The sequence below is a fragment of the Jatrophihabitans sp. sgz311053 genome, assembly GCF_056135305.1.
Map to the genome: position 1 here is coordinate 1 of NZ_JBWAXP010000002.1, position 15,472 is coordinate 15,472.

At 73.3% G+C, this 15,472-nt stretch carries 14 protein-coding genes; 7 read left to right on the forward strand and 7 right to left on the reverse strand.

Features of this window, described 5'->3' with window-relative positions:
• From AC0NZQ_RS08920 to AC0NZQ_RS08930, 3 genes are all read left to right on the forward strand, one after another.
• A partial coding sequence (locus AC0NZQ_RS08920) for an SDR family NAD(P)-dependent oxidoreductase (protein ID WP_474529450.1) occupies window positions 1-3,890 on the forward strand: 3,890 nt, incomplete at its 5' end.
• On the forward strand, window positions 3,887-5,338 hold the full coding sequence (locus AC0NZQ_RS08925; protein WP_474529451.1) for an acyl-CoA carboxylase subunit beta: 1,452 nt from the start codon (window positions 3,887-3,889) through the stop codon (window positions 5,336-5,338). The genes AC0NZQ_RS08920 and AC0NZQ_RS08925, both read left to right, overlap by 4 nt.
• A 31-nt stretch (window positions 5,339-5,369) precedes the next feature.
• Window positions 5,370-5,864, forward strand: a complete 495-nt coding sequence (locus AC0NZQ_RS08930; RefSeq protein ID WP_474529452.1) for a DUF3253 domain-containing protein — start codon at window positions 5,370-5,372, stop codon at window positions 5,862-5,864.
• 6 nt (window positions 5,865-5,870) lie between these two features.
• On the opposite strand, the gene AC0NZQ_RS08935 is transcribed toward AC0NZQ_RS08930, so the two are convergent.
• Window positions 5,871-6,488 carry a malonic semialdehyde reductase gene (locus AC0NZQ_RS08935; protein WP_474529453.1) on the reverse strand — a complete coding sequence of 206 codons (618 nt, stop codon included), beginning with the start codon at window positions 6,486-6,488 and terminating at the stop codon, window positions 5,871-5,873.
• A gap of 93 nt (window positions 6,489-6,581) precedes the next feature.
• Between AC0NZQ_RS08935 and AC0NZQ_RS08940 the strand changes: the two genes are divergently transcribed.
• Genes AC0NZQ_RS08940 through AC0NZQ_RS08950 form a run of 3 tightly spaced genes read left to right on the forward strand, consistent with a single transcriptional unit; the run spans window position 6,582 to window position 8,260 of the window.
• The gene (locus tag AC0NZQ_RS08940) at window positions 6,582-6,950 is read left to right on the forward strand and encodes a winged helix-turn-helix transcriptional regulator (RefSeq protein ID WP_474529454.1); all 369 of its coding nucleotides are present in this window, start codon (window positions 6,582-6,584) and stop codon (window positions 6,948-6,950) included.
• A gap of 59 nt (window positions 6,951-7,009) precedes the next feature.
• Window positions 7,010-7,444 carry an SRPBCC family protein gene (locus tag AC0NZQ_RS08945; RefSeq protein ID WP_474529455.1) on the forward strand — a complete coding sequence of 145 codons (435 nt, stop codon included), beginning with the start codon at window positions 7,010-7,012 and terminating at the stop codon, window positions 7,442-7,444.
• 45 nt (window positions 7,445-7,489) lie between these two features.
• Window positions 7,490-8,260 carry a class I SAM-dependent methyltransferase gene (locus AC0NZQ_RS08950; RefSeq protein WP_474529456.1) on the forward strand — a complete coding sequence of 257 codons (771 nt, stop codon included), beginning with the start codon at window positions 7,490-7,492 and terminating at the stop codon, window positions 8,258-8,260.
• Between the two features lie 36 nt (window positions 8,261-8,296).
• On the opposite strand, the gene AC0NZQ_RS08955 is transcribed toward AC0NZQ_RS08950, so the two are convergent.
• Entirely contained in the window at window positions 8,297-8,791 is a 495-nt protein-coding gene (locus AC0NZQ_RS08955) for a hypothetical protein (protein WP_474529457.1), read from the reverse strand.
• Between the two features lie 99 nt (window positions 8,792-8,890).
• Here AC0NZQ_RS08955 and AC0NZQ_RS08960 point away from each other — a divergent pair, with 99 nt between their 5' ends.
• Window positions 8,891-10,027 carry a glycosyltransferase family 4 protein gene (locus tag AC0NZQ_RS08960; RefSeq protein ID WP_474529458.1) on the forward strand — a complete coding sequence of 379 codons (1,137 nt, stop codon included), beginning with the start codon at window positions 8,891-8,893 and terminating at the stop codon, window positions 10,025-10,027.
• A gap of 18 nt (window positions 10,028-10,045) precedes the next feature.
• Here the strand turns inward: AC0NZQ_RS08960 and AC0NZQ_RS08965 are convergent, their stop codons facing one another.
• The 5 genes from AC0NZQ_RS08965 to AC0NZQ_RS08985 are packed head-to-tail and all read right to left on the reverse strand — an operon-like array spanning window position 10,046 to window position 15,254.
• Entirely contained in the window at window positions 10,046-10,969 is a 924-nt protein-coding gene (locus tag AC0NZQ_RS08965; RefSeq protein ID WP_474529459.1) for a MerR family transcriptional regulator, read from the reverse strand.
• A 1-nt stretch (window position 10,970) separates the two neighbouring features.
• Window positions 10,971-12,479: a flavin-containing monooxygenase gene (locus tag AC0NZQ_RS08970; protein WP_474529460.1), complete on the reverse strand. Its 1,509-nt coding sequence runs from the start codon at window positions 12,477-12,479 to the stop codon at window positions 10,971-10,973.
• The gene (locus AC0NZQ_RS08975) at window positions 12,476-13,429 is read right to left on the reverse strand and encodes a ferritin-like domain-containing protein (protein ID WP_474529461.1); all 954 of its coding nucleotides are present in this window, start codon (window positions 13,427-13,429) and stop codon (window positions 12,476-12,478) included. Before AC0NZQ_RS08975 ends, AC0NZQ_RS08970 begins: the two co-directional genes overlap by 4 nt.
• A gap of 11 nt (window positions 13,430-13,440) precedes the next feature.
• The gene (locus AC0NZQ_RS08980) at window positions 13,441-14,268 is read right to left on the reverse strand and encodes an SDR family NAD(P)-dependent oxidoreductase (RefSeq protein ID WP_474529462.1); all 828 of its coding nucleotides are present in this window, start codon (window positions 14,266-14,268) and stop codon (window positions 13,441-13,443) included.
• A complete protein-coding gene (locus AC0NZQ_RS08985; RefSeq protein WP_474529463.1) occupies window positions 14,265-15,254 on the reverse strand; it encodes an alpha/beta hydrolase fold domain-containing protein in 990 nt (329 codons plus the stop codon). The genes AC0NZQ_RS08980 and AC0NZQ_RS08985 overlap by 4 nt, the downstream gene beginning before the upstream one ends.
• Window positions 15,255-15,472 lie beyond the last annotated feature (218 nt).

Here is a 15,472-nt window from a genome sequence, read left to right on the forward strand (position 1 = left end):
TGGTGGAGCCGGTGGCCGGGGAGGTGTGGTTGCCGGTGTTGCGGCGGGATCGGGATGAGGCGGTCTCGGCGGTGTCGGCCGCGGCGGGGGTGTATGTGCGGGGCGGCACCGTCGACTGGAGCTCTCTGCACAGCGAGCCGGGCGCCGAGCCGCCGGTCGTCCCCAGCTTTCCGTTCCGCCGCAGCCGGTACTGGCTCGACGCCCCGGCCGCCGCCGTCACCGCCGCGGGGTTCACCGAGCTGGAGCATCCTCTGCTCTCCGGTGGTCTGCAGGTGGCGCCGACCGGCGACGTCGTCCTCACCGGGAGGGTGTCGCGGCAGACGCATCCGTGGCTGGCTGACCACGTCGTCGCCGGCCACACCCTGGTCCCCGGCACCGCCCTGGTCGAGCTCGCCCTGCGCGCCGGCCGCGACCTCGACCTCCCCGGCCTCGACGAACTGCTCGTCGAGACCCCACTCACCCTCCCCGACCACGGCGCCGTCGACCTCCAGGTCGTCGTCGGGACGGCCGGGGACGGCGAACCCCGACCGGTGTCGCTGCATTCGCGACCGGCGGCCGATCCGACCGGCGCCTGGCAGCGGCACGCCACCGGCCGACTGAGCGCCGCGACGGCGGCTGCGCCGACACGGCAGCCGTGGCCGCCACCCGGTGCCGAGCCGCTGGAGATCTCCGCCCTCTACGACGAGCTCGCCGGCGCCGGCCTGGCGTACGGCCCTGCCTTCCGGGGCGTCCGCGCCGCCTGGCGACACGGCCCGGATCTCTTCGCCGAGGTCGCGCTGCCCGCGGCGGTCGAGGCCACCGGTTACGGCCTCCACCCCGCCCTCTTCGACGCCGCGCTGCACCTGTTCGGCCGTCGCGCCGACGGCGAGGCGCCGCGCGTTCCCTTCGCCTGGTCGGACGTCACCGTGCACGCCACCGGTGCGACCACCGTCCGGGCCACCTTGCTCGGCGCCGCCGAACCGGGCGGCGGCCCGGTCTCGCTCGTGCTCACCGACGCCGCCGGGGAACCGGTGGCGACGGTCGGTGGCCTCACCCTGCGCGCCTTCGATGCGGCGGCGGTCCCGGCCGGCCCGGCCCCGGAGCTGCTGCGGGTGCGCTGGCAACCCGCCCCCGCCAGCAGCGCCACCCATCCCCCCGTGACGTGGTGCGACGCGGCGCTCGCCGACCTCGTCACCGCGGCCGCTGCGGAGTCGGCCCCGGCGGTCGCCGCGGTCCGGTGCCCCGACGATGTCGCCGGCACGCTGACCCTGCTGCAGCGGTGGGACGAACTGCGTCGGGGCGACGAGACCGGGCCGGCGCTGGCGGGGACCCGGCTGGTGGTCGTGCTCTCCGGTGGCAGCGACGCCGGCGACGTCCCGGTCGACCCGTCCGCCGCCACCCTGGCCGGGCTGGTGCGGGTCGCCGCCGCCGAGCAGCCGGGCGAGATCGTGCTGGCCGATACCGATACCGACACCGACACCGACACCGACGGTCCCGCCCTCGACGCCCAGCTCGCCGCCGGCGTCGCGCTGGGCGAGCCCGAGTTCGCGCTCCGCCGCGGCGACCTGCTGGTGCCGCGGCTGGTCCGTCCGGACCCGGCCCTGCCGCTGCCGGTCGGGGACCCGACGGATCGGGTGTGGTCGCTGGGTTACGACGGCCAGGGCACCCTGGACCGGCTCGCCCTCGCTCGCACCGAGGCCGGAACCCGCCCACTGGGACCGGGTGAGGTCCGCATCGACGTCCGTGCCGCCGGCGTGAACTTCCGCGACGTCCTCACCGTGCTCGGCGTCTACCCGGGGCCGGCCGGACCCCTCGGGCTGGAGGCGGCCGGGGTCGTCACCGAGGTGGCGCCGGATGTCGACAGCGTCGCGCCGGGCGACGCGGTGATGGGCATCGTCAGCTCGGCGTTCGGGCCGTCGGCCGTGACCGACGCCCGGCTGCTCGTCGCCGTCCCGCCGGGCTGGTCCTGGGCCGAGGCCGCGGCTGCGCCGGTGGCGTTCGCGACCGCCCATCACGCGTTGGTCGGACTGGCGGGGTTACGCCCGGGCGAGACGCTGCTCGTCCATGCCGCCGCGGGCGGGGTGGGGCAGGCGGCCGTGCAGCTGGCGCGGCACCTGGGCGCCGAGGTCCTCGCCACCGCCAGTCCGGGCAAGTGGTCGGCCGTGCGGGCGCTGGGATGTGACCGCATCGCCTCGTCGCGGGACGTGGCCTTCGAGACGCAGCTTGCCGTGGCCGGCGGTGTCGACGTCGTGCTCAACGCCCTCACCGGGGAGTTCGTCGACGCCTCGCTGCGGATGATGGCCGCGGGTGGCCGCTTCGTGGAGATGGGCAAGACGGACCTGCGCGACGGCGACCGGATCCGGTCCTGTTACGGGGTCGAGTACCAGGCCTTCGACCTGCTGGCCGACGGCGTCCCGACGATGGGGCCGGTGCTGGCCGCGGTGGCTCCGCTCTTCGCCGACGGCACCCTCCGGCCGCTTCCCGTCACCTGCTGGGACGTGCGCCGCGCCCCCGACGCCTTCCGCTATCTCAGCCAGGGCCGCAACGTCGGCAAGGTGGTGCTGACGGTGCCCGCGCCCCCGGCACCCGGCGGCGCTGTCCTGGTGACCGGTGCCTCCGGTGCCCTGGGCCGGGTCGTGACCCGCCAGGTCGTCGACGACGCCGGGGCTCGTCTCGCCGTGCTCACCTCGCGCGGCGGGATGACGGGAGCGATGTCCGCGACGGTGGCCGCGCTCGCCGACTCCGGGGTCGAGGTCCGCGTCGTCGCCTGCGACAGCGGGGACCGTGACGCGATGGCCACGCTCCTCGCCGCGCTGCCCGCCGAGGCTCCGCTGCGCACGGTGGTTCACGCCGCCGGCGTCCTGGACGACGCCCCGCTGGGCGCGCTCACCCCCGAGCGGGTGGCGGCCGTGCTGCGACCGAAGGCGGGCGGGGCAGAGCTGCTCGACGAGCTCGTCGACGACCGGGAGCTGGCCCGCTTCGTCCTCTTCTCCTCGGTGACCTCCTCGTGGGCCACGCCGGGCCAGGCCAACTATGCCGCGGCGAACTCCGCGCTGGACGCCCTCGCCGTCCGGCGACGGCGGCGCGGCGTCCCCGCGGTCTCGGTGCAGTGGGGTCCGTGGCGCACTGCCGACGGTATGGCCGGCGCGCTGCGCCCCGAGGACTGGCGCAGGTTGGCCGGACGCGGCCTGGAGCCGCTGGACGACACCGACGGGGCGCGGCTGCTCGACGACGCCCTCGTCGCCGCCGACCCGGTACTGGTCGCCGCGCGGCTCGCCCCACCGGCGGCGGCCGTCGCCGCGCCGGCGCTGCTCGGGGAGCTCGTCGAGCCGGCGGCGCACCGGCGGACCGCGGTCGCCCCGCGCGCGGCGGCGAACGACAGCGACGGCGGGTCGTGGCGGCAGCGCCTCGCCGGACTGCCACCCGTCGCCCGCTTCGACGCCGTCCTCGACGCCGTCCGGACCGAGGCCGCCCGAGTGCTGGGCATGGCGGGTCCGGCCGACATCGGCGCCGAGCGCTCGTTCCGGGAGGTGGGCTTCGACTCCCTCACCGGCGTCGAGCTCCGCAACCGGCTGGCGGCGGTCGCCGACGTGCGGCTGCCGCCTACCCTCGTCTTCGATTACCCCACACCGACGGCCCTGGCCGGCTTCCTCGTCGAGGAGGTACCCGGTGCGTCACCGGCCGGCAGCTCCGCCACCGATCCGTTGCGGCAGGCGCTGGACGGCGTGGCGGCCGCGCTGCGTGACGTCCCCGGCGCGGACCGCCGCGCTGCGTCGGCACGGCTGGAGGAGCTGCTGCGCTCGCTCCGGTCGGCCGAGGGGACACCGGACGACGCCGCGGACGACAGCCTGGACGACGCCTCCGACGACGAGATGTTCGCGCTCATCGACGACGAGATCGGTATCGCATGAGCGGCACGGCGGGGGAGGGGCCGATCCGGCAGCGCAGCGACGAGCGGCCGGCGGCCACGGTGCGCGACGACCCTCGCGACCCGTTCGTCCGGCTCGCTGCCCTGCTCGACGGCGGTATGGAGCATCCGGAGCCCGACGACGGCTGCGGGGTGGTCGTCGTCTCCGGCCGCATCTACGGGCTGCCGGTGGTGGCGTTCTGCACCGACGGCGCCCGCATGGGCGGCGCGCTCGGCCTGGCCGGGTGCCTGCGGATCGCCGCGGCGGTGGACCGTGCCGCGGCCGACGGCGTCCCCGTGATCGGTGTCTGGCACTCCGGCGGCGCGCGCCTGGGTGAGGGCGTCGCCTCGCTGGAGGGCCACGGCGCGATCTTCGCCGCCACCGTCCGCGCCTCCGGTCGGGTGCCCCAGCTGTCGGTCGTGGTGGGTCCGGCCGCCGGTGGCGCGGCCTACGGTCCCGCCCTCACCGACGTCGTGGTGATGGCCGACACCGGACGGGTCTTCGTCACCGGTCCGGACGTGCTGCGGGCGGCGGTCGGTGAGGACGTCGACATGGAGACGTTGGGGGGACCGGGCGCCCACGCGACGCGGTCGGGCGTGGCGCACGTGGTGGCACCCAGCGAGGCCGCGGCCTACGAGAGCACCCGCGAGCTGGTGCGGCTGCTCGCCGACCAGCGCGAGATCTCCCCGGCCCGCATCGGGGCTCCGCGCGACCTGCGGGCCCTGCTCCCGGCCTCACCGGTTCGGGCCTACGACGTCCGTCCCCTCGCTGCCGCGATGGTGGACGAGTCGCCGGGACTGCTCGAGCTGCAACCGGGCTGGGCACCGAACGTTGTCGTCGCCTTCGGCCGGATCGCCGGCCGGACGGTGGGGATCGTCGCGAACAACCCGCTGCGCAAGGCCGGCTGCCTGGACTCGCTCAGCGCCGAGAAGGCGGCGCGCTTCGTGCAGATGTGCGACAGCTTCGGCATCCCCCTGGTCGTCCTCGTGGACGTCCCCGGTTACCTGCCGGGTGTCGAGCAGGAGTGGGGCGGTGTGGTCCGTCGCGGCGCGAAGCTGCTGCATGCGTTCAGCGCCGCGGTCACGCCACGGGTCACCGTCGTGACGCGGAAGTCCTTCGGCGGCGCCTACATCGCGATGAACTCGCATTCGCTGGGCGCCACCGCCGTCTTCGTCTGGCCCGAAGCCGAAGTCGGTGTGATGGGGGCCGATGCGGCAGTGGGGATCCTGCATCGTCGGGCGCTCGCCGCCGCGAAGGCCGCAGGGGAGGCGACCGCGCTCCGGGAGCGGCTGGTGCGAGAGCACCGCGAGCAGGTCGCCGGGCTGCACCGCGGGGTCGAGCTGGGGGCCTTCGACCAGGTGATCGACCCCGCCACGACGCGCCGGCGAGTCGCCGAGGCGATCGCCGCTGCCCCGCGCCGTCGCGGCGAGCACACCAACATCCCGCTCTGAGGTGATTGCCGCGGCGGGGTAGACCCACGGCGTGAGTGATCGCGTCGTCGAACACACGCCGGACGGGCGCTACCTGGTCGTCGACGGGCGCCGGTGGCGCGCGACCGACCCCGGCATCCCGGAGAAGCTGCGCGCCGAGCTCGTCGCCGAGCTGATGGCCGCCCGTCGGGCCGTGCGCAGCGAACCGGAGACGGCCCGCCCCCGCGTCCACGACGCCAAGATCGCCCTCGGGGAGCGGGGTGACCCGTGGTGGGACGAACCGTCCGAGGCCGGTCGTCGGTCACGGGTCGAGGCGACGATCCGCACGCTGCTGCGCCACCGCGGCGAGGCCAAGACCATCTGCCCCAGCGATGTCTCCCGCGTCGTGGGTGGCGAGTCGTGGCGCGACCTCATGGACCTGGTGCGTGACCTCGCCGCCGAGCTCGCCGCTGCCGGCACCGTCGTGGTGACCCAGCGCGGCGAGGCCGTCGATGCCACGCAGGTGAGGGGACCGGTCCGGATCGGGCGCGGCCCCCGCTGGGGCTGAGTCGCCTCAGGCCCAGTCGATGACCTGGTCGTTCTCCAGTCGCGGCAGCCGGTCGAACCACGGGTTCTCGCCGGGGTGTCCGAGATTGACGACGAGCGAGGTCCGGTAGCGGCCGTCGGGGAAGAACTCGCGGTCGATCGCCTCGGCGTCGAAGCCGGCCATCGGCCCGGCGGCCAGGCCCTGGGCACGCGCGGCGAGGATGAAGTAGCCGATCTGCAGCGTGCTGCCGTACTTGGCCATGCCCTCGCGCATGCCCTCGTTGCCCTCGAGCGCGTCCTGCATCTCGGGCTTGATCGGGAAGACGGTGGGGATGTGCTCGTGGAAGCGGGAGTCAAAGGCGAGGATGGCGACCGCCGGGGCGGAGGCGGTCTTGTCCTGGTTGCCCTCGGCCATCAGCGGCACGAGGCGCTGCTTGCCCTCCTCGGTGCGGACGAAGACGACGCGCAGCGGCTGCGTGTTGGCGGCGGTCGGCGCCCACTTGGCCAGCGCCCAGATGCCTTCCAGCTCGGCGTCGGTGACCGGGGTGTCGGCGAAGGAGTTCGCCGTCCGTGCCTCGGTGAAGAGCAGGGCACGCCCGGCGTCGTCCAGGCGGGGCAGGGTCCGAGGGGTGTCGGTGAGCGTCATGAGGGGCTCCTTCCGTCCAGTAGCTACTGTTCGACTGGTCACTTTGTAAATCAAAGTGACCTCGATGAACATAGCACCGTTACGATGGCTCTCATGGCGACGGACAGTGACGTGCAGCACGAGCCCCGGCTCTGCGACGCCGCGCTGACCCGAGCCTTCCGCTTCCTCGGCAAGCGCTGGAACGGGGTGCTGCTGGCGACCCTGGTCAGCGGTCCGATGGGGTTCAGCCAGCTGAAGCGCTCGGTTGCCGGCATCAGCGACTCGATGCTCTCCGAACGACTCGGCGAGCTGGGTCGGGCCGGTCTGGTCGAACGCAGCGTGCAACCGGGACCACCGGTGACGGTCACCTACGAGCTCACGGCCAACGGCCGTGCGCTCACCCCGGCGCTCGCCGAGCTCACCACCTGGGCCTCGAACAACCTGCCGGCAGACGGCTGTGCGGCCGCGACGAGCGAGGGCTGAGACCCCGCACAGGAGCCCCGCACAGTTACCGGGGCGGACCACCGGGGCACGGCAGTGCTATGACCACCGTGACCCGTACGTTCACCGTCGAGCCCGCCCCGGCCACCGTCATCGACTACCTCAAGGACTTCGGTCACGCGACCGAGTGGGACCCCGGCACCGAGAAGTGCGAGCAGCTGGGTGCAGGCCCGGTCGCGGTCGGCACGCAGTGGCACAACACGTCCAAGATCGCCGGCGTCAGCACCGAACTCACCTACACGCTGGAGAAGCTCACCGACGACACCATCGTCTTCGTCGGCAAGAACGACACCGCGACCTCCACCGACACGATCACAGTCCGGCCGCACCAGGCCGGCAGCGAGATCACCTACGAGGCGGTCATCGAGATGTCCGGCGCGGCCAAGCTCGCCAGTCCGCTGGTCAAGCTCGTCTTCGAGAAGATCGGCAGCGACACCGAGGACGACATGGTCAAGGTGCTCAACCGGCTGAGCTGAGGCCGCCTCGCCGGCGGGCCGGGGTGGAGCCTCTACCCTGGTCCGATGAGCACCGCGCAGGCCACGACCACGACCTCGGCGAGGATGACCCGCCACGAGTTCCTCAAGGGTCTGCACGACCTCGTCGCGCCGCGCACCTACCTCGAGACCGGCATCCAGAAGGGGCAGAGCATCACGCTGTCGCGGGTGCCCAGCATCGGGATCGACCCCGCCTTCGCGATCGAGTCCGAGCTGCTGGCTCCGGTCCACCTCGCCCGCACCACCAGCGACGAGTTCTTCGCGCGCAAGCACCCGCTGGCAGCCCTGCCCCTCGACATCGTCGACCTCGCCTTCATCGACGGCATGCACCTGGCCGAGTACGCCCTGCGTGACTACCTCGCCGTCGAGCGCTTCACCACGACGACGAGCGTCCTGCTCTTCGACGACATGCTCCCGCGCAGCGTGCAGCAGGCGGCGCGCTACCGGGTCAGTGCCTCGTGGACGGGCGACGTCTACAAGGCGGGGCTGGCGCTGCGCGAGATGTGCCCCGAGCTGATCGTCCTGGAGATCGACACCGAGCCGACCGGCGTCGTGCTCGTGCTGGCCCCCAACGCCGACCGCGACGGAGTGCTGCCGGGTTACGACGAGTGGGTGGAGACGGCGGCGAATCAGGATCCGCAGGACGTGCCGACGGAGATCCTCGAGCGCAGCCGCGCCAAGAACCCGCACCACGTGCTCGCCAGCCCCGGCTGGAGTGAGCTGGTCCGGCTCCGCGGCCGACGCACCCCGCCGCCGGCCGCCGCGATCCGTGAGGCGTTCAGCGACCTGCTGAACTGAGCCGGGCGGCGCGGGCCCGCGAGACCCGCTCGGGCCTCAGCCGAGGGCGCGCCGGGCGCGGGTGCGGACCGCGCTGCGGATCTTGGTCGCCGACTCCTCCGGCAGTCGCTGCAGCACGGTGTCCAGGGCGCTGCCGGCGTGCGCGGCGATGCGGTTGGCCGGCGGCAGGTGACGCACTGCCTTCGGGACGACCGACCCCGGCGTGGTGCCGCCCCAGAGCAGTACCAGGGGCCGTTCGCCCTGGACCAGCAGCCGGGCGTTGAGGCGTTCGTCGTCACCGCCGTCGGCGCTGCGACGGATGTTCCAGATGCCGTCGCTGAGCTGTGCCCGGGGGGCCCGGGCGACGGAACGGCCGTCGCCGTGCTCGAGGGTGGCGGTGACGTCACGGCCGGCGCGACGCAGGATCAGTGTCGACAGCGCGGTGATCTCCGGTACGGGCGCGACGAAGACGAGCTCCACGTCGCTGCCGCGCCTGCGCGCGTGGCTGCCCACGAGGTCGAACTGTGCCTTCGGCGGCTGCGAGTTACCCACGCCGCCAGCCTAGCCTCCGGCCAACCGGTCACCCGCTGTTCAGGTGGACGTCGGCTTCACCTGGCAGACAGGTAAGACGCGGACCGGACCGTCGGGGCCGTGCGGATCGCATTGATCGCCGAGACCTTCACGCCCGCCGTGAACGGAGTGGTGAACTCCGTCAAGCAGGTGGCCGACCAGCTCGCCGGCCGCGGGCACCAGCCGATCGTGGTGGCGCCCAGCGGAGCGGACTACCGCAGCCGGAGCGGCCACGCCGTGCCGGTGGTGACGGTGCCGTCGATGTCGCTGCCGGGCTACCGCGGACTGGAGGTGACGCGACCCGGCGTCGACCTGGTGCCGCTGCTCGCCGAGCTCGCCCCGGACGTCGTGCACCTCGCCTCGCCTGCGGTCCTGGGGCGGGCGGCGGTGCAGGCCGCGAACAGCCTCGACCTGCCGACGGTGGCGATCTACCAGACCGACCTCTCGTCGTTCGCGCGCCGCTACCACCTGGGCCTCAGCTCGCGGTTCGTCTGGAACTGGCTGCGACGACTGCACAACGCCGCGGACCTCACCCTCGTCCCCTCCAGCGCCTCGGCCTATCAGCTGCGCGGGCAGGGCATCGGACCGCTGGCGCTGTGGCAGCGCGGCGTGGACAACGTGCTCTTCGACCCCCGGCGACGCGACGAGACGTGGCGGGCACAGCTCGGCGGCAGTGACCTCGTCGTCGGCTTCGTCGGACGCCTCGCCCCGGAGAAGCGCGTGCACCTGCTGGAGCCGATCACCCGTCTGCCGGGTGTCACGGTCGTAGTGGTCGGGGACGGCCCGCGCCGCCGGCAGCTCGAACGCTTCATGCCCCGGGCGCACTTCACCGGCCAGCTCACCGGCGACGAGCTCGGCCGTGCCGTCGCCTCGCTCGACCTCCTCGTCCACCCCGGCGCGGACGAGACCTTCTGCCAGGTCGTGCAGGAGGCTTTGTGCGCCGGCGTGCCGGTGGTGGCGACGGCCAGCGGCGGTCCACTGGACCTCGTCCGTCACGGTGACAACGGCCTGCTCTGGGCCGGTGAGGACGCCGACGTGCTGGCCGCCCAGGTCGGCGGGCTGCGCGACGACCGTGCCGGGCTGGCCCAGCTGGCGCAACGAGCCCGACCCTCCGTGGTCCACCGCACCTGGGGCCGGGTCACCGACGAGCTGCTCGGCCACTATCACCGCGTCATCGCGGAACGCGCCGGCGCGAGCGACGTCCGCCGCGCCAGCTGAGCCTCCTCCCGTGCCGCGTCAGCCGGCGTCGGCCTCGTCCGCGGAGCCGACCTTCTCCGGGGTGAGGCCGGCGAGGTCGGAGAGGTAGTCGGCCAGCAGCGCCTCGATCCGCTGCTCGATGGCATGCGCGAGCGTGGCCGTCGCCGAGTCCAGGGCGATGGTGCGGAACCGCAGCATCGCCTCGACCAGGCCCGAGACGTCGGCATCGTCGAGCTCGCCGCGCTCGGGCAGCCGGTCGGCCACGAGCCGTGCGCCGGCGGCCACGAGGACCCGGCTGACGTCCTCCAGCGGTCCGTTGATGCGGTCGTAGACGTCCAGCACGTCGGACATCGGCATGCCATGCCCCCGCATCTCGGCGAAGGCCCGCAGCAGCGCCGGTCGCTGCACCACCGCGTCGCTGCCGCGCGGCTCGACCAGCCGGGCCTGCACCAGCCGTTCCAGGCTCGCGCCGTCGCCGGCGAGATCGCGGACCTCACGCACCGGCATGGTGGTCGGCTCGTCGCTGGCCCACGGCCGCACCAGCCGCTCCAGGCCCAGCACGTCGGCGAGGTCGCGGCCCTCCTGCCAGGCGCCCAGCAGTTCGGCGATGTGCGCGCTGGTGTAGCCACGCTCCAGCATCGAGGTGATGAGCTTCAACCGGGCCAGGTGGCTGTCGTCGAAGAGGGCCACCCGGCCGACTCGCTGCGGCGGATGCAGCAGGCCGCGTTCCTGGTACGCCCGGACGTTGCGCGTCGAGGTGCCGGCGGCGCGGGCCAGGTCGTCCACCCGGAACTGGCGCTGCTCGGCCGCCGGCCGCGGCGCCGACGGCTGCGAGGCCCGCACGAGCAGCTGCCGGACCACCGACTGCACCGCCGCCCGGGGCTTGCGCGTGGCCTGCCCCGGCGCGCGCCGAAGGGTCTCGAGCAGGGTCTCGAGCCCGGACGGGCCGGGGCGGGCGCTCACGTCAGCTCACCAGTCGTGGTCGCCGGGCGACCGCGGCGACCTCCCGCGGGGCCAGGACGTAGTCGCGGGTTCGCAGCGAGCGCATCTGCACAAGGTACTGGCTGGCGAAGCCCGGATACATCGATGCGTTGTGACCGTCCGCGGTGAGGTACCAGCTGCTGCACCCGGACATCCAGGTGGTGCGACCGAGCCGCCGCTGCAGCCGTTCGTTGTGCTCCCGCTCCGCCTCGGGACGGACGTCCAGGTAGCGCAGGTCGCGGTCCAGGACGAGCCGGACGGCCCGTACCGCGTAGTCGAGCTGCGCCTGCAGGTAGACCAGCAGCGAGTTGTGCCCCGGACCCGAGTTCGGCCCCGTGGTGAAGAAGAGGTTCGGGTAGCCGGAGGTGCTGACGCTCTTGTACGCATGCGCGTGCCCGGCCCAGTCGTCGGCCAGCCGACGGCCGTCCAGGCCGATGACCTCGAAGGGCGGACCGTCGAGATGGACGTCGTAGCCCGTGGCGTAGACGATGGCGTCCACCTTGTGCTCGACACCGTCGCTGCTGCGAATCCCCTCGGGGCTGACGGTGGCGATCGGCCAGGTGATCAGCTTGCAGTTGTCACGCTGCAGCGCCGGGTACCAGTCGCTGGACATCAGCATCCGCTTGCAGCCGGCGCGGAACTGCGGGGTCAGCTGCCGTCGCAGCCACGGATCCTTGACCTGCCGGTGCAGGTGCGCCCGGGCGACCTGCTGCACCGCGGTGGTGACCGGCGAGTTCCACACCAGTCCGGTCGCCATCGCCTCGTGGCCGAGGAAGAGCCCGGTCCGCACCGCACGCTGCGCGAGCGGGACCCTCGCGAAGAGCGACCGCGCCGGCGCCGGGATGGGGGCGTCCAGGCGCGGCAGCACCCAGCCCGGCGTCCGCTGGAAGACCTTCACCGACGCCGCGGTCCGGACCAGCTCCGGCACGATCTGCACCGCGCTCGCCCCGCTCCCGACGACGGCGACGTGCTTGTCGCGCAGGTCGACGTCGTGGTCCCACCGCGCGCTCAGGATCGAGGTCCCGGTGAAGGACTCCACGCCGCGGATGTCGGGCAGGCTGGCGTCCGCCAGCGGTCCCGAGGCTGCGACGACGGTGCGGGCCAGGTAGCGCTCGCCGGCGCGGGTCATGACGTGCCAGACACCCTCGTCGGCGTCGAAGCGCAACCCGGTGACCTCACGGCCGAAGCGCAGAAAGGGCCGTAGCCCGTGCCGGTCGGTGAGCTGCTCCAGGTGGGCGCAGATCTCCGCGCCGGGGGCGTAGGCCCGCGACCAGTCCGGATTCGGCGCGAAGTCGAAGGAGTAGAGCACCGACGGGATGTCGCAGGCGACACCCGGATAGGTGTTGTCGCGCCACGTGCCGCCGACCCGGTCGGCGCGCTCGAGGACGACGATGTCCTCGACGCCGGCGTCGCGCAGCTTGATGGCCGCACCGAGCCCGGCGAAACCGGCGCCGATGACGAGAGCGTCGACCGTGCGGTTCCCGTCGCTCACGCCGCGGCGCCCTGCGGAGCGACGACGCCCTCGCTCTGCGGTCGGTAGGTGATCTCGCGGAACCACGTCGGCAGGCCGGGCAGGATCGGCGTCGGGATCTTCTCGCTCGCCCAGACCATGCTGTTGGCGAGCAGGTGGTACGGGTGCTTCGGGTTGACGACCATGCCGGCCTGCCACTTGATCACGTGGTACAGCGGCACCCGGTGCGTCGACTCGCCGCGCTCGCCCAGCTTGGTGAAGCGCCGCATCGCGCTGTACAGCCGCTCGGGCTGCAACCCCATCTCGACGATGTTGTTGCGCATCCGGTTCAGCAGCGGGATGTACATGGCCATGCCGACGATGAGCCCCGGCGAGGCGTTCTTGCCGACGAGGTCGATGATCAGCCGCCGGGTGCTGGCGTGGCCGAGCAGGTTCAGCACCTCGAAGTCGACGGCGATGTGCCGGGACTCGTCGTTGTTGATCTTCTCGAAGACCTGGTGGCAGACCGGGTCGTCCACCTCGTCGAGCAGGAACTTGAGCAGTGCCCCGTCGAGGGCGACCTCGAGCATGGGGATGACGGTGCCGAGGACGGACAGCGGCATGTCGTCGCCGTAGCGATCCAGCCACTCGACGGCGAGCCTGATGTTGACGTTGGGCTCGGGGATCTCGCCGTCGGCGAGCATGCCCCAGCGCTGCATCAGGGCGAGTTCGGCGTTGGCGTGCCGCTGCTCCTCGGCATGGAAGTAGCGGTAGATCTCGGCCAGTGTCGGATTCGGCGCCTTGCGGGCCATGGCGGCGAAGCCGCGCGCACCGACGTTCTCGATCCACGTCAGGTCGGCCATGAAGGCCTTGAGCTTGGGCTTGAAATCGGCGCTGATCGTCTCGGCGCCGGGGGCGTCCCAGTCGATGTCGGCCAGCGCCCACTGGTGGTTCTTGATCTTGGTGAGCATCTGCTCCATGTCCATCGGCACGGCAGGTCCTTTCAGTGGGGGGTGACGCGGCCGAGGAGGCCGGCCGATCGGGTGTACGTGGCGGGGGCGAGGCGCTTGCCCCGCCAGATCGCCTTGGCGTCGAGCTGTGGCAGCACGTGCAGCCGGCCGCGGTCGTGGGCGTCCAGGCAGGTGCGCGCGACGCGTCGTGCCGACATCCCGGTGAGGCTCATCAAGCGCTGCGCCAGGGCGGTGGACGACGAGGTGATCTGCTCGCTATCCAGGATGTTGGTCTTGACGAACGTCGGGCAGAGCACGCTGACGTGGACGCCCGACCCGGCGAGCTCGGCGGCGAGGGTCTCGCTGAGGGCGAGGACGCCGGCCTTGCTGACGTTGTAGGCCGCCATCGACGGCGCGGCGGCGAAGCTCGCCGCGGAGGCGACGTTGATGAGCCCGGCCCGCCCCGCCTCGCGCAGCTGCGGGACGAAGACGTGACAGCCGTGGATCACCCCGTAGAGGTTGACGTCGAGGGTGCGGTTCCAGTCCGTCATCGTGGTCTCGCCGACGAGCGTGCCGCCGGCGCCGATCCCGGCGTTGTTGATCACGAGGTCCGGTGGTGCGCCGAACCAGGCGCGAGCCTCGGTCGAGAGCGCCTCGACCTCCTCCAGGTCGGCGACGTCGCAGCGTGCCGCCGTCGCCTTGCCGCCGGCGTCGGTGATCGCATCCACGGTGAGCTGCGCCCGCGCCGGGTCCAGGTCACTGCAGACGACGCTGCCGCCGCGCGCGGCGAGCTCGACGGCGAAGGCGGCGCCGATGCCGCTGCCGGCGCCGGTCACCACCGCGCGGGTGTCGTGGCTGCGGCGTCTGACGATACCGATCATGCGATCCGCCTTCTGCGTCCGGTCGTGGTGGTGCGGGGAAGCGCGTCGGCGAGGAAGGCGGTGAGCCGCCGCAGGGCGGGCTCGGCCTCGGGGACCAGGCGGGGCAGGGCCTGGAAGACGTGGAGTTGGCCGGGCCAGATGTCGAGCGTGCTGTCGCCGCCGGCCGCGCGGAGCATGCGGTGCAGGCGATGCGCGTCGGCGGCCAGCATCTCGGCGCCGCCGGCCTGGATCAGGGTCGGGGGCAGCCGTTCACCGTCGGCGAGGACGTGGGTGATCCGGGCGTGCGCGGGGTCGGTGTCGCCGACGTAGTGGCGCAGCAGCCGGCGGGCCGCGCCGGAGCCGAGCAGCGGATCGGGGCGCAGCTGCTCGCGCGCGGCGGCGGTGGCGAAGCTCAAATCCACCAGCGGCGACATCAGGGCCATCGCCGCGGGGAGGTCCGTCTCGGCCCGTGCGCCGCCGCGGAGCAGGGCGAGGCAGAGGTCGAGGGCGAGATGCCCGCCGGCCGAGTCGCCGGCCAGCACCACCCGATGGGCCGGCTGCTGGGTGGCAGTGAGCCATGTCCAGGCGGCCATGACGTCGTCGGCCGCGGTGGGGAACCGGTACCGCGGCGCGAGGCGGTAGTCGACGACGAAGACGGGCAGACCGGTCTGCGTCGAGATGCGCGCCGCCAGTGCGCGGTGGGTTCGGGGCGAACAGATCGCGTACCCGCTGCCGTGCACGTAGCAGACGGCGCCGTCCCGGCGATGCGCATCGGGGCCGCGCACCCACTCGCCGCGCACCCGTCCGGCGGCGGTGAGGACGTCCACGGGGGTGACCTGCGTGCCGCGGGGCGCCGGTCCCGACAGTGCCATCGCCGTCGCCACGAGGCGATGTGTGAAGGCGACGCCGGCGGCGTTGGCGGGGACGACCGTCCCCAGCGGTCGCAGCGTGTGCCGGGCGACGACAGCCGTCATCCGGGACCGGCGCGAGATCGCGGGGGTCGGCATGGCTCTACTGCAGCATCGAATGTGCCATTCGTCAATGGTGCAGTTGTCCGTGGTGACGTCGAGGTGCGGTCTCCACCATCGGCGGGTGGGCCTAAGTCGCTCACAGCTTGTCTGCAGGCGTGCGGTTCGTCGCGGTCGGGCGGCCACCGGCTCGTCACCTCGCGGCCACGTCCGCGAACCAGAGTTTCAGCCTGTACTCAGTCACGACATCTCAGGAG